The 13,137-nt window shown below is 56.4% G+C and carries 14 protein-coding genes; 5 read left to right on the forward strand and 9 right to left on the reverse strand.

Features of this window, described 5'->3' with window-relative positions; all coding sequences use genetic code 11:
* Positions 1 to 13: 13 nt before the first annotated feature.
* The 7 genes from K9B32_RS21795 to hemE all read right to left on the reverse strand — a co-directional run bounded on the left by K9B32_RS21795 (position 14) and on the right by hemE (position 7,897).
* The gene (locus tag K9B32_RS21795) at positions 14 to 808 is read right to left on the reverse strand and encodes a ParA family protein (protein WP_224565919.1); all 795 of its coding nucleotides are present in this window, start codon (positions 806 to 808) and stop codon (positions 14 to 16) included.
* Positions 809 to 825: 17 nt separating this feature from the next.
* Positions 826 to 1,443 carry a 16S rRNA (guanine(527)-N(7))-methyltransferase RsmG gene (gene rsmG / locus K9B32_RS21800; protein ID WP_224565921.1) on the reverse strand — a complete coding sequence of 206 codons (618 nt, stop codon included), beginning with the start codon at positions 1,441 to 1,443 and terminating at the stop codon, positions 826 to 828.
* Between the two features lie 34 nt (positions 1,444 to 1,477).
* The gene (gene mnmG / locus K9B32_RS21805) at positions 1,478 to 3,352 is read right to left on the reverse strand and encodes a tRNA uridine-5-carboxymethylaminomethyl(34) synthesis enzyme MnmG (RefSeq protein ID WP_224565923.1); all 1,875 of its coding nucleotides are present in this window, start codon (positions 3,350 to 3,352) and stop codon (positions 1,478 to 1,480) included.
* 105 nt (positions 3,353 to 3,457) lie between these two features.
* On the reverse strand, positions 3,458 to 4,768 hold the full coding sequence (mnmE, locus tag K9B32_RS21810) for a tRNA uridine-5-carboxymethylaminomethyl(34) synthesis GTPase MnmE (protein WP_224565925.1): 1,311 nt from the start codon (positions 4,766 to 4,768) through the stop codon (positions 3,458 to 3,460).
* A 98-nt stretch (positions 4,769 to 4,866) separates the two neighbouring features.
* Positions 4,867 to 6,132 carry a transcription termination factor Rho gene (gene rho, locus K9B32_RS21815; RefSeq protein ID WP_007528691.1) on the reverse strand — a complete coding sequence of 422 codons (1,266 nt, stop codon included), beginning with the start codon at positions 6,130 to 6,132 and terminating at the stop codon, positions 4,867 to 4,869.
* 190 nt (positions 6,133 to 6,322) lie between these two features.
* Positions 6,323 to 6,859 (reverse strand): protoporphyrinogen oxidase HemJ, encoded by a 537-nt coding sequence (hemJ, locus tag K9B32_RS21820; protein WP_224565927.1) that lies wholly within the window; start codon positions 6,857 to 6,859, stop codon positions 6,323 to 6,325.
* Positions 6,860 to 6,862: 3 nt separating this feature from the next.
* Positions 6,863 to 7,897 carry a uroporphyrinogen decarboxylase gene (hemE, locus tag K9B32_RS21825; protein ID WP_224565929.1) on the reverse strand — a complete coding sequence of 345 codons (1,035 nt, stop codon included), beginning with the start codon at positions 7,895 to 7,897 and terminating at the stop codon, positions 6,863 to 6,865.
* A 403-nt stretch (positions 7,898 to 8,300) separates the two neighbouring features.
* Between hemE and K9B32_RS21830 the strand changes: the two genes are divergently transcribed.
* From K9B32_RS21830 to dnaQ, 5 genes are read left to right on the forward strand one after another with little or no spacing between them, the layout of a single operon-like run.
* Complete coding sequence (locus tag K9B32_RS21830; RefSeq protein ID WP_224565931.1) at positions 8,301 to 9,122, forward strand: pyruvate, water dikinase regulatory protein; 822 nt, start codon at positions 8,301 to 8,303, stop codon at positions 9,120 to 9,122.
* A gap of 31 nt (positions 9,123 to 9,153) precedes the next feature.
* Positions 9,154 to 9,753, forward strand: a complete 600-nt coding sequence (locus tag K9B32_RS21835) for a Maf-like protein (protein ID WP_224565933.1) — start codon at positions 9,154 to 9,156, stop codon at positions 9,751 to 9,753.
* A complete protein-coding gene (locus K9B32_RS21840; protein WP_224565935.1) occupies positions 9,746 to 10,603 on the forward strand; it encodes a shikimate dehydrogenase in 858 nt (285 codons plus the stop codon). The genes K9B32_RS21835 and K9B32_RS21840 overlap by 8 nt, the downstream gene beginning before the upstream one ends.
* Positions 10,603 to 11,214 (forward strand): dephospho-CoA kinase, encoded by a 612-nt coding sequence (gene coaE / locus K9B32_RS21845; protein ID WP_224565937.1) that lies wholly within the window; start codon positions 10,603 to 10,605, stop codon positions 11,212 to 11,214. The genes K9B32_RS21840 and coaE overlap by 1 nt, the downstream gene beginning before the upstream one ends.
* On the forward strand, positions 11,207 to 11,914 hold the full coding sequence (dnaQ, locus tag K9B32_RS21850) for a DNA polymerase III subunit epsilon (protein WP_224565938.1): 708 nt from the start codon (positions 11,207 to 11,209) through the stop codon (positions 11,912 to 11,914). Before coaE ends, dnaQ begins: the two co-directional genes overlap by 8 nt.
* Positions 11,915 to 11,972: 58 nt before the next feature.
* Here the strand turns inward: dnaQ and secB are convergent, their stop codons facing one another.
* A complete protein-coding gene (gene secB, locus K9B32_RS21855; protein WP_016556856.1) occupies positions 11,973 to 12,455 on the reverse strand; it encodes a protein-export chaperone SecB in 483 nt (160 codons plus the stop codon).
* A gap of 92 nt (positions 12,456 to 12,547) precedes the next feature.
* Positions 12,548 to 13,036 (reverse strand): FxsA family protein, encoded by a 489-nt coding sequence (locus tag K9B32_RS21860; RefSeq protein WP_007798113.1) that lies wholly within the window; start codon positions 13,034 to 13,036, stop codon positions 12,548 to 12,550.
* Positions 13,037 to 13,137 lie beyond the last annotated feature (101 nt).

Consider the following 13,137-nt stretch of genomic DNA (forward strand, 5'->3'; position numbering starts at 1 on the left):
TATCTTCCTCAAATCACGCCGCGAGACGTTGGCGTTCGCGTTGAATAACCTCTGACGCCAGCTGGAGATATGCCTGACTCCCCGCGCACTTCAGATCGTACAGAATCGCCGGTTTGCCGTAGGACGGCGCCTCTGAAACGCGAACGTTCCGCGGAATCAACGTATGGTAGACTTTCTCCCCGAGATGCATGCGGACATCGTTAACAACTTGTTGCGCCAGATTGTTGCGAGAATCAAACATCGTCAGTACAATTCCCTGGATATCAAGCTGTGGGTTGACCGTGCGCCGAACTTGCTCGACGGTTTCGAGTAGCTGACTCAAACCCTCCAACGCAAAAAACTCGCATTGCAACGGCACAAGCACGGAATGCGCGGCTGCCATGGCATTCATGGTGAGCAGATTGAAAGATGGCGGGCAATCGACGAGAATATAGGAAAAGCGGAAAGCTGCTTCCCTTGCTAGGGCCTTCTTCAACTTGAAAACACGATCGCTTTGGCTTGCGATCTCCATCTCGATCCCGAGTAGGTCCATCGTCGATGGCACAATGTGGAGATTTGGAACAGCAGTTTCCTGCGAAACCTCCTCAATTCCATAATCTCCCAGCAACAAATCATAGGAAGATAGCCGGCGATGCTTGCGATCTATCCCCAAACCGGTGCTGGCGTTGCCCTGAGGATCGAGGTCTACAATCAATACCCGCTCACCGATAGCAGCAAGTGCCGTCGCCAGGTTGATCGCCGTCGTGGTCTTGCCAACGCCACCCTTCTGATTTGCAATGGTGATTATCCGATTTCGTTCGCCAGCCATAGCCAAAGCCCGATCTGTTAAGCCACGCGCTGGAGGTTGAAGATCTCCAAAATAACAGAATCCTGCTCGACAGCGCTCTTATGTTCTAGCAGATCAAATCTCCAGCTACCATGCGCTTTATCCAACTCGCGTCGGTAATCCCGGCCTTTGTGAAGATAAGCTCGAAGCGCTACGTTCCGTTTCGACCACGGTTCAATATAGCCCAGTAGCCTTTCAAGGTCGGCGAGCGCACGTGCGGAAACACAATCACAGTCCCCGACGATTGACGGAGCATCTTCGATCCGAACCGCGTGAACGGTGCCCCTGCCACCGGTTTCGCGAAGTACGGTGCGCAGGAACGCGGCCTTCTTGTGATTGCTCTCGACAAGATGAACCCAACCTCCCTCTAGCTCGGCCAGCATGATGGCTGTGACAATCCCCGGAAAGCCACCCCCGCTGCCTAGGTCAATCCAGGTAAGAGGCGCCGACTGGATCTGGAAGATCTGCGCCGAGTCGGCGACATGCCGGCTCCACGCATCATCAAGCGTCGACGGCGCTGTCAAGTTGATCGATCTCGCCCATTTTTGAAAGAGCGTCACGAAGTGTTCGAGACGCCCCTGTGTTTCACGTGAAACACGTCGACCGTTCAGCTGCATTGTAGGACTCTCGTAGATTGCAATAAGACGACCTTCAGGCGGAAGCCGCAACGTCCGCAGCGCCGCGCCGCAAGTGGACGAGCAACAACGAGATGGCAGCCGGCGTCATGCCGTCGATCTTCGCTGCCTGCGCTACATTATAGGGGCGAGCAAAACGCAGCTTCTGCTTGAGCTCGTTGGATAGGCCAGAAAGCGCGCTGAAGTCGAAGTCGCCCGGTATCACCCAATCCTCATCTCGCTTCACTTGCGCGATGTCGGCTGATTGTCGCTGCATGTAAACGGCGTAGCTTGCTTCTATCTCCAAGGCCCCTGCCACTCGACCGTCCATCTCGCCTAACTCCGGCCAAATCGGCTTGAGATCCTGAAGGGCAAAATCGGGATAGGAGAGAAGATCGTAGGCCGATCGTCGCTGACCGTCCTGGTTGAGTTTCAGGCCAAAGTCCGCAGCTTCGCGTGGCGTCACTGAGAGGACTTTCAATCTGGCGCGCCCTGCGTCTAACGCATCGCGATACGCCTGGAAACGATTCCGTCGCCCCGCCGAGGCGGCGCCAATTTGTATCGCCAAAGGAGTTAAGCGAACATCGGCATTGTCGGCTCTCAGCGACAGGCGATACTCGGCGCGAGAAGTAAACATCCGGTAGGGCTCGGCAACACCACGTGAGGTCAAGTCGTCGATCATCACGCCGATATACGAATCCGTCCTACTGAAACAAACCTCGTCCTGGTCCCCCGCAAGCCGCGCCGCGTTAATACCGGCAACAAGGCCCTGAGCCGCCGCTTCCTCGTAGCCAGTGGTTCCATTGATCTGACCGGCGAGAAAGAGTCCCGGCATCTTCTTGGCTTCGAGCGTTGGTTTCAGCTCCCGCGGGTCGACGTGATCGTACTCGATCGCATAACCAGGCTGTAGAATCACCACCCGCTCAAGCCCGGGAATCGTACGAATAAATAAGTCCTGTATCTCGGCGGGCAGGGACGTCGAGATGCCGTTGGGATAAATGGTGCTATCGTCGAGCCCCTCAGGTTCAAGAAAGACCTGATGCCCGTCGCGCTCGCCGAACTTGACCAGCTTGTCTTCGATGGATGGGCAATAGCGCGGGCCGACACCCTCAATCTGCCCGGAATACATTGCGGAGCGTCGCAAATTCTCGATGATAATGCGGTGAGTCGCTTCGGTGGTCCGCGTCACGCCGCATTCGATTTGCGGATTCACAATTCGGTCAGTCATGAACGAGAAGGGAACAGGCTCTTCGTCAGCGCCCTGACGGCCGACACTGTGCCAATCGATCGTAGCTCCATCGAGCCGCGCTGGCGTGCCGGTCTTTAGTCGTCCCAACCGAAGACCAAGGCTCAAAAGTGTTTGGGAGAGCCCAACGGATGGTTCCTCACCGACACGGCCGGCCGGAATCTTCTGATCACCGATATGAATGAGGCCTCGCAAGAACGTACCGGTCGTCAATACAACCGATCCGCAGGATAGAATCCGGCTATCTTTCATCACAACAGCCGCAACCCGCCCATTCTTGATGGATACATCGAACGCATCGCCTTCGATGATGGTCAGATTCTCAATGCTCTCAATCTCAGCGAGCATCGCCTGGCGGTAAAGCTTACGATCGGCTTGCGTGCGAGGACCTTGAACGGCCGGACCCTTCTTCCGGTTTAGCATCCGAAACTGAATACCAGCCGCATCAGCCATACGACTCATGAGCCCATCCATAGCGTCGATCTCTCGAACGAGGTGACCCTTTCCAAGCCCGCCGATTGCCGGATTGCACGACATAACTCCAATGGTGTCGCGTCGATGGGTCACCAAGGCGGTCTTAGCGCCAAGACGCGCGGCCGCGGCCGCGGCTTCGCATCCTGCGTGGCCGCCGCCGATGACGATGACATCGAACCGTGAGGTATCCATTCTTCAAGCTCCTGAGATCGTCAGGTGATGCGCGATGTCGCTTGGCGAGTCAAGGCGTTTCACGTGAAACCCGCCACTGGTCGCTATTCGGATGTTTCACGTGAATCATTTTCCGATGCAGAATTCGCCGAAGATGATATCAAGCAGGTTCTCGACATCGACACGTCCGGTAACGCGTCCCAAAGCATCGCCGGCTGCACGCAGATCCTCCGCCCGGAGATCCAAACCACGGCTTGGCGCAAGAAGAGACGCTCGCAAAGCCGCCAATGATCTTGCAAGCGCCTCCCTATGGCGTGCCCGGCTCGGTATGGCCATGGACTGAGGATGCACCTTTTGCTTCAGACGTTGCACAATCAGACCCCGAAGTTCGTCCAGTCCGGCCCCATCTTCAGTCGAGATCAGGAGATCGTATTCTCTCATACTTCGGCGAGGTAGATCAGATTTCGTACCCACCAATACGGCGCTTTCTGGCGGCTCGTCCGTCGCAGTGACTGTTGATAGGTCTTCGACAAAGATCAATAGGTCCGCTTCAGTGATGATCTTCTCAGCCCTCCGGATACCCTCACGTTCGACGATCTCGTCCGTGTCGCGAAGACCAGCAGTGTCGTAGAGTTTGACAAGGTACCCGTCCACACTCAAATCGACCTGCAGGACGTCTCTGGTCGTACCGGCGATGTCGGTGACGATCGCAACATCGCGCTTAGCCAAAGCATTCATGAGACTGGACTTGCCGGCATTCGGCCTGCCTGCAATGACGACTTTGAAACCATCACGGATAATTTCACCAGCTTCCAGCTGCTCGAGGTGGCTGGCGAGCTCCTCTGCCAAGCTCGACACATCCGCCCAGACCTGATCGGATACTGAACCTGGGACATCTTCCTCATCGGGAAAATCCAGCTCAGCCTCGATCAATGCGCGCGCGCGGGTCAGTCTTTCTGACCAGCCATAGTAAATGGAAGATAGGCCTCCGGAGCTCTGCTCGACAGCGAGACGTCGCTGCATCTCCGTTTCGGCAGCAATGAGATCTGCCAGGCCCTCGACCTCGATCAGATCCAGCTTCCCGCTTTCAAAGGCACGCCGCGAGAATTCTCCTGCTGCTGCGGGTCGCAAATTTGGGAATTCTGCGAGTTCGCGGTACAGAGCGTCGACAACCGCACGGCCACCATGAAGATGCAGTTCTGCGACATTCTCGCCAGTAAAGGAATGCGGTGCCGGGAAGAATAGGACGAGGCCCGTGTCGAGCACCAGACCATTACGAGACCGAATCGATCGTAATACTGCCTGCCGCGAGGACGGCAGTTCCCCAATGAGAGCGGCAAGCACAGCTGGCACGTCTTCTCCGCTGATTCGTACGATGGCTAGACCAGCCGGAACAGCGCCGCTCGACAGAGCGAATATCGTTTCCCTGTTGGGCATCAACTTCCTCCTCCAGTTCAAGGCTGAAGAGAACGTTCGTTCGAATAAGAAAGCCGGCCACAGCGGTGACCGGCTTTATCGAAGAATCCGGCTAAGGATTATGTATTCATGGAATCGAAGAAGTCCGGATTGTTCTTGGTCTGCTTCAGTTTGTCGATCAGGAACTCGATCGCGTCGGTCGTTCCCATCGGGGCCAGGATGCGACGCAACACGAAGATCTTCTGAAGATCCTGACGCGGCACCAACAGGTCTTCCTTACGCGTACCGGACTTCAGGATATCCATCGCCGGGAAGATACGCTTGTCGGCGACCTTGCGGTCGAGAACGATTTCGGAGTTGCCGGTCCCCTTAAACTCTTCGAAGATGACTTCATCCATGCGGCTGCCGGTATCGATAAGAGCCGTTGCGATGATCGTAAGTGATCCGCCCTCTTCTATATTGCGCGCGGCGCCGAAGAAGCGCTTAGGGCGCTGCAGGGCGTTCGCATCAACACCACCCGTAAGCACCTTGCCGGAAGACGGGACAACAGTGTTATAGGCGCGGCCCAGACGCGTGATCGAATCAAGCAGGATCACAACGTCGCGGCCGTGTTCCACGAGACGCTTCGCCTTTTCGATGACCATCTCGGCCACCTGGACGTGGCGCACAGCCGGTTCGTCAAAGGTTGAGGATATGACCTCGCCGCGAACGGAACGCTGCATGTCCGTGACTTCTTCCGGGCGTTCATCGATGAGAAGAACAATGAGATAGCACTCGGGATGATTCGCCGTGATCGAGTGTGCAATGTTCTGAAGGAGAACGGTCTTACCGGTGCGCGGCGGCGCGACGATCAGGCCGCGCTGACCCTTACCAAGCGGTGCCACAAGATCGATGACGCGCGGCGACAGGTCTTTGGAGGTGGGGACATCCAATTCCATCCTGAAGCGTTCATTCGGATACAGCGGCGTCAGGTTATCGAAATGCACCTTGTGACGAATCTTCTCGGGATCGTCGAAATTGATGGTGTTGACCTTCAGCAGCGCGAAGTAGCGCTCGCCTTCCTTGGGCCCGCGGATCGGGCCTTCGACGGTGTCGCCGGTCTTCAGCGAGAAACGGCGGATCTGCGATGGTGAGATATAGATATCGTCCGGGCCAGGAAGATAGTTCGCGTTGGCAGACCGCAGGAAACCAAAACCGTCCTGGAGAACCTCCACAACGCCTTCACCGATAATCTCTACGTCCTGGCTAGCGAGCACCTTGAGGATTGCAAACATCAATTCCTGTTTGCGCATCGTGCTCGCATTTTCGACCTCGAGCGATTCGGCGAATGCCAGCAGATCCGTCGGGGACTTACTCTTAAGTTCTTGAAGCTTCATTTCAGCCATGAAGTGACCATTACTCTTAAATTCTGGGGGGAAGGCGATGTTGAGGCTGTAACCGGTCCTGCGAAGGGATCGCAGACGATCGAACTTTACATACTGCCACAAGGATGAGGTGGACCGAAAATAGCGAGTAAGGTTCACCGCCGCAAGGGGGCTGCTTAAAATCAAGAAAATTTAACCGAATGGCCTTCCATCAGAACGGCTTGACCACTACCAGAATAACAATCGCGATCATCAATAGGGTCGGCGCCTCATTCATGAAACGCCAGTAGCGCGCCGACCGGCGGTTCTCATCGCGCTCGAACGCTCTGGCTGCGCGAGCAAAAAGGACGTGCACGGCCGTCAGAAGCACAACGAGACCAATCTTCGCATGCAGCCAGCCACCCTGAAAGCCGTAGACTGACCAAGTGAGATAGAGCCCAAAGATCCAGGTAAGCATCATTGCCGGGTTCATAATCACCTTCAGCAAGCGACGCTCCATGACCTTGAAGGTCTCGGACTGCGTCGAGCCAGGCTCGGCATCGGTATGATAAATGAAAAGTCGCGGCATGTAGAAGAGGCCGGCCATCCACGAAATTACTGCGATGATGTGGAGCGCCTTGATCCACAGATACAGATCATTTGGATTCCACAGAAATAGCCCGACGGCCAGAAGTCCAAAGAACAGGATCGCAAAGTGCGCGCGGCGGCGCGCATAAGCGCCAGGCTTCTCATCAGTTTGCTTTTCCATGTTCTATCGGCTCCAGCTGCGAACATGCTCGACGAGCAGCCGGACGTTCTGAGGGTCGGCCTGGGGTGTAATTCCATGGCCAAGATTGAATATCAGTGGACCGTCGCCGAGCTTCTCGAGGATGTCGGTGACCCCCTCCTCAAGCGCCGCGCCGCCGGCAACCACGCGCATCGGATCGAGATTGCCTTGTACGGCTCCATCCTTTTGCAGTTCTGCAGCAAAATCCAAGGGCACCGACCAATCAAGCCCGATCGCATCTGCCTTCGTTTTCTGGCGGTAGTCCTTCAGCAGGAACCCCGCTCCCTTAGCGAAGGCTATAACCCGAGCGTTCGGGCGCCGCGCCTTGATGGAGGCGATCATCCGCGCCACAGGCTTTACCGCAAATGCCTCGAACTCCCGCTCGCCGAGAACTCCAGCCCAGGAATCGAAGATCTGTACGGCATCTGCACCTGCATCGATCTGCGCAATCAGATAGTCGGCCGACACCTCGGCCAGGACCGCAAGCAAGTGTTCGAACGCTTTCGGATACTTATAGGCAAAGAGGCGAGCGGGAGCCTGATCGGGCGTGCCATGGCCAGCGATCATATAGGTCGCAACCGTCCACGGAGCACCACAGAAGCCGAGAAGTGTCGTTTCACCCGACAGCTCCTTCCGCAGGCGCGCAACTGTTTCCAAGACCGGCTGCAGATAGTCGATGATATGGTCGGTCTTGATCCGGAAGATTCCCGCTTCGTCGATGGGATCCATCTGCGGTCCATGGCCCTCCGTGAAGCGAACGTTCCGCTTCATCGCATCCGGAATCACCAAGATATCGGAGAAGAGAATGGCCGCATCAAAGCCATAGCGGCGAATAGGCTGAAGAGTGACCTCCACAGCATGTTCAGGCGAATAACAGAGATCAAGGAAGCTTCCGGCCTTCGCGCGCGTTTGCCTGTACTCAGGAAGGTATCGTCCCGCCTGTCTCATCAGCCAGATTGGAGGAGGGCTGAGCGTTTCGCCATCCAAGACCCTCATGATTTTCCGGCGGCTTTCACCCACGCGCTTCTTCCCTATAAAAAATCTAAGATATTTTAAAAGGTTTCTATTTCTTAGAGTCTGTTTCTATCAAGGATTAAAATTAATCCACTGCCGGAGCCTTTTGTCGCGCCACCGCCAGTTCGCGGTAATTGAGTGGCGGGCTCTTGGCCTGAAATCGTGGATAAATCAGAAAACGCAAATTATTCCAATCGGATAAAACATCCGGCAAGTTCGGTTGAACTGTGGAAAAGACACAGATTGTGCTCGAACTGTCAATCGCTATCCACGGAACCCACAGGTCGCGTTGTCGGCTCCCGTGAAAATTCGATTTGTGGAAAAGGTGACATGTTTTCCCTTGCCTAACCCCCTCCGGCTCTCTTAGCTCTCCGTTGTCCAGTCTTTTCAACAGGCCACGGAAAATAGCGTGGAGAACCGCACGAACTTCTTCCATCTGCATCTGATTTCTGACTCGACTGGCGAAACGCTGATTTCCGCCGGGCGCGCGGCGTCAGCACAATTCAAGTCCGCGCAGCCGATCGAGCACGTCTACCCACTCGTTCGCAATCGCAAGCAGCTTTTGCAGGTTCTCCAATCGATCGACAGTCAGCCAGGTATCGTTCTCTACACGATTGTCGACCGTGAGCTCGCGACCTTCATTGACCAACGCTGCGCGGAGATGGGTGTTGCGTCAGTGAACGTGCTCGAACCTGTCATGAACGCATTCCAGATTTATCTTGGTGCACCGTCGCGTCGGCGCGTTGGTGCGCAGCACGTGATGAACGCAGGCTACTTCGCGCGTATCGAAGCACTCAACTTCACGATGGATCATGACGACGGCCAGATGCCCGATGACTACAATGATGCTGACGTCGTCATCATTGGCATCAGTCGGACGTCGAAAACGCCGACCAGCATCTATCTTGCGAATCGTGGCATCAAGACAGCCAATATTCCGGTCGTCCATGGTGTGCCGCTCCCGGAAAGCCTGTTCGCCGCGACCAAACCTTTGATCGTCTGCCTGATTGCCACGACCGATCGGATCTCTCAGGTCCGTGAGAACCGCATTCTGGGAGCGACGCCTGGTTTTGACCGAGGGCAATACACTGACCGAGCCGCCATATCAGAGGAGCTCAAATACGCTCGATCGCTCTGTGCCCGGCACAATTGGCCACTCATCGACGTGACGCGCCGTTCCATCGAGGAGACGGCGGCAGCAATTGTTGCTCTCCGTCCGAAGCTGCGTTAAGCGCTGCCGCAGCAGACCTGTTCGAGGCTCCATGACACCCAAGCTTATTCTCGCATCCTCAAGTCCGTTCCGCCGCATGCTGATGGAAAATGCTGGCCTCGCATTCGAGGCCCATGCTGCTCACATTGATGAGCGTGCGGTCGAAGCGCCTCTCGAAAGAGAAGGTGTCACGCCAGATGCCGTCGCCCTCGTTCTTGCCAAGGCCAAGGCAAAGGAGGTTAGTGATCGCTTTCCGGCCTGCCTTGTGATCGGCTCGGATCAAACGATGTCGCTCGGCCTGCAGACCTTTCATAAGCCTAAGGACATGACCGATGCCGCGAACCACCTTCGAGTGCTGTCGGGCAAGACGCACCGGCTGAACAGCGCGATTGCGATCGCCTACGACGGCGACATCGTCTGGGAGCATGTTTCACACGCAGAGCTTACAATGCGTTCGCTCGGCGCCGATTTCATCCGGCGGCATTTGAAGCGCGTCGGAGAGAAGGCGCTTGCGAGCGTCGGTGCTTACCAACTGGAAGGAGAGGGGCTTCAATTGTTTTCGCGCATCGACGGCGACTATTTTACAATCCTGGGATTGCCGATGCTACCGTTGTTGGAGAAGCTGAGAGAATTGGGTGCCATTGATGGATGATTCACGTGAAACATTTGGGCCTCGGGCCTTCGTCACGGGGTTTCCCATCAAGCATTCCCGGTCGCCTCTGATCCATGGCCACTGGTTGAAGACACTTGGGCTCCCAGGGTCTTATCGCGCCCATGAAGTTGCGCCGGCCGATTTTCCAGCCTTTGTCGCGTCGCTGAAGAGCGGCGCCTCCGACTTCGTAGGCGGCAACGTCACCATCCCGCACAAGGAAATGGCGTTCAAACTCGCTGACGACCCGGACGCACTTTCCGAAGAGCTTGGTGCGTCCAATACACTTTGGATGGAGGAGGGTCGGCTCAAGGCGACGAACACGGATGGACGCGGCTTCACCGCAAATCTGGATGAGCGATATCCGCGCTGGGATAAGGCGCAGTCGGCCGTCGTCCTCGGTGCCGGTGGCGCGAGCCGCGCCATCATCCAGGCTCTGCGCGATCGCGGTGTCAAGGAAATTCATCTGGTCAACAGGACGGTCGAGCGCGCTCAGGAATTGGCGGATCGGTTTGGGCCGAGCGTAAATGCGCATTCGATGGCGGCTTTGTCGGAAGTCATGCGCGGTGCCGGCCTGTTCGTCAACACGACCTCATTGGGCATGGACGGCGAGGATGCCCCACGGATCGATTTTTCGCCGCTGCTCTCGGATGCTGTCGTAACCGATATCGTCTATGTCCCTCTAAAGACGCCCTTCCTTATGCAAGCCGAGCAGCAAGGATTTGCCGTTGTCGATGGACTTGGCATGCTATTGCATCAAGCCGTTCCTGGCTTCGAGAAGTGGTTCGGGCATCGCCCCAAGGTCGACGAGAAGCTACGCACGCTCATTATCGAGGACATGGACAAGCACTGATGTTACGGATCGGATTGACCGGCTCGATTGGGATGGGCAAATCAACAATGGCAAAGCTCTTCGCGGAAGAGGGAGTGCCTGTGAATGATTCCGATGCCGTCGTCCATGATCTCTATGCAGGGGAGGCAGCGCCCCTGGTCGACGCTGCCTTTCCCGGAACAATGAAGAACGGTGCTGTCGATCGCCAGGAACTCGGCCGCCAGCTGACTGGAAGTCCTGATGGGTTCAAGCGCCTTGAAGCCATCGTCCACCCGCTTGTGAGAAAGCGTGAGGCGGAGTTCATCGAACGCGAGCAGCAACGCGGCTCAAGGATGGTGCTGCTCGATATCCCGCTATTGTTCGAAACGGGAGCCGAGAGCAGGGTCGATGTTATCGTGGTCGTCAGCTGTGATCCACAGATACAGCGGGAGCGCGTACTTGCGCGACTGGGTATGACAGTAGAAAAATTCAACATGATTCTTGCCCGCCAAACGCCGGACGTCGAAAAGCGGGCAAGGGCCGACTATGTGATCGATACCGGACACAGCATCGAAACGGCCAGAAAACGGGTCGCGGAGATTGTCTCGGATTTGAGACGGCGGCTCGCCAGTGGGGAATTCCTGAATGCGTGAAATCATTTTCGATACGGAAACCACGGGGCTGGATAACCGCGTAGACCGGATTATCGAGATCGGCGGTATTGAGCTTTTCAATCATTTCCCGACCGGCAATACGATCCACATCTACATAAATCCGGGCGACCAGAAGGTGCACCCGGACGCGCTTGCCGTGCATGGCATCACCGATGAATTCCTGAAGGACAAGCCTTCATTCGCAGACGTTGCGCAGCAAATTATCGATTTCTTTGGCGACGCGAAGTGGATTGCGCATAACGCCACATTCGATATGGGCTTTATAAACGCGGAATTAGCCCGACTTGATTTGCCGCCGATCCTGCCCGACCGCGTGCTCGACACGCTGTCCATGGCGCGCCGCAAGCATCCGATGGGCCCCAATTCGCTCGACGCGCTTTGCCGTCGCTATGGCATCGACAATGCGCATCGAACGAAGCACGGCGCGCTTCTTGACTCTGAACTGCTTGCCGATGTCTACATCGAGATGATCGGCGGACGCCAGGCCGCACTTGTGCTAGGAAACGCCGCAAGCAACTCGGCCGGGCAGGAAATAGTGGTCGAAGACATCATCATCGCGCTCGAACGGCCTCGGCCCCTTGCGCCACGCCTCAGCGAAGCCGAGCAGCAAGCTCATGACGCACTGATTGCCAAACTCGGCGCGAAGGGTGTTTGGGGAAAATACGATCTCACAAACTAAAAATGCCCGGTTGTGGCCCGGGCATCTCGTTTCGTTCCAGCGTGTTGTACGCGCGCTGTCAGTTCGTGGTCGCCTGGACTTTGGCACGCGCCTGCTCTTCGGCAACCCGCTGCGCAAACATCTGAGAGAAATCGATTGGATCGATCATCAGTGGCGGGAAGCCACCATTGCGCGTGACATCGGCAATGATCTGACGTGCGAACGGGAAGAGCATGCGCGGGCACTCGATGAAGAGAACCGGTAGCATGTGCTCCTGCGGGAAACCGGCAATCCGGAAGACGCCGCCATAGACGAGTTCGGTGTGGAATACCGTCTTATCGCCATCCTTGGCTTCGGCATTCAGAGACAGAACGACGTCGAAATCCGTATCGGAGAGCGGATTGGCGTTGACGTTGACATTGATGTTGATGGCCGGAGCCTTGTCACGCGCCTGCAGCGAACGCGGCGCACCCGGATTTTCGAAGGAGAGATCCTTGGTGTATTGGGCAAGGATAGTAAGGCTCGGGCTCGTTGCACCGTTATTGCTATTTTCGTCGGCCATTGGCTTTTCCTCGAGGGCATTGGATGGTGCCGCTCTATCATTTCGGGCATGGTGTTACAACCCTGGGCCAGTCGGCCGGCTGGGACGGTTCATCACTTGCCAAGATGCTTCCCTGACCAGGGAGAGTTGTCGTTGGGTTCGCGTCGATAGTCCTCGTCGTCAAGGTCGACGATCTTGGAGTCCTTGGTGCGTCTTGACGAGTTGAAGCCACTCGTTGACCCCACGACAACGAAACGGCGGCTAACATATTGCCAGGCGAGATCGCGCACAGCAGGAATGAAGATCAGCAATGCCACGATGTCGGTGATGAAGCCGGGGATCATCAGCAACAAAGAGGCAATCACGAGCATTGCCGGGCGAAGCAGCTCACGCCCGGGCACCATGCCGTTTCGCCCTTCGGCAGACATACGGCGGAGGATCCCAATGCCTTGGCGCCTGAGCAGGGCCATACCGAGCATGAAGCTGAGAATGACAAGCGCCAGCGTCGGCCAAAGTCCAATCGCCTTTCCGACAAGAACGAAACCAGCAATCTCGGCGAGCGGAAGCAGCAGCAGAAAACCAGGCAGGATCTTCAAGGGCATCGTTATATTCCGGCGTGAGCCGGACTCCGTTGGAGGGTCGCGTTGCCGACCCTATTTGAATCATCTGTATAGGCGGACTATATGGGAGTACAAATCAGGGA

Origin of the sequence: Rhizobium sp. 3T7, from assembly GCF_020166565.1 — a bacterium.
In the GTDB taxonomy this organism is placed as follows: domain Bacteria; phylum Pseudomonadota; class Alphaproteobacteria; order Rhizobiales; family Rhizobiaceae; genus Rhizobium.

Coding starts and splice junctions, on each gene's coding strand:
- K9B32_RS21795 (WP_224565919.1), bottom strand. CDS start 808: ATGGCTGGCGAACGAAATCGGATAATCACCATTGCAAATCAGAAGGGT.
- rsmG (WP_224565921.1), bottom strand. CDS start 1,443: ATGCAGCTGAACGGTCGACGTGTTTCACGTGAAACACAGGGGCGTCTC.
- mnmG (WP_224565923.1), bottom strand. CDS start 3,352: ATGGATACCTCACGGTTCGATGTCATCGTCATCGGCGGCGGCCACGCA.
- mnmE (WP_224565925.1), bottom strand. CDS start 4,768: ATGCCCAACAGGGAAACGATATTCGCTCTGTCGAGCGGCGCTGTTCCG.
- rho (WP_007528691.1), bottom strand. CDS start 6,132: ATGGCTGAAATGAAGCTTCAAGAACTTAAGAGTAAGTCCCCGACGGAT.
- hemJ (WP_224565927.1), bottom strand. CDS start 6,859: ATGGAAAAGCAAACTGATGAGAAGCCTGGCGCTTATGCGCGCCGCCGC.
- K9B32_RS21835 (WP_224565933.1), top strand. CDS start 9,154: ATGACACCCAAGCTTATTCTCGCATCCTCAAGTCCGTTCCGCCGCATG.
- K9B32_RS21840 (WP_224565935.1), top strand. CDS start 9,746: ATGGATGATTCACGTGAAACATTTGGGCCTCGGGCCTTCGTCACGGGG.
- coaE (WP_224565937.1), top strand. CDS start 10,603: ATGTTACGGATCGGATTGACCGGCTCGATTGGGATGGGCAAATCAACA.
- dnaQ (WP_224565938.1), top strand. CDS start 11,207: ATGCGTGAAATCATTTTCGATACGGAAACCACGGGGCTGGATAACCGC.
- secB (WP_016556856.1), bottom strand. CDS start 12,455: ATGGCCGACGAAAATAGCAATAACGGTGCAACGAGCCCGAGCCTTACT.
- K9B32_RS21860 (WP_007798113.1), bottom strand. CDS start 13,036: ATGCCCTTGAAGATCCTGCCTGGTTTTCTGCTGCTGCTTCCGCTCGCC.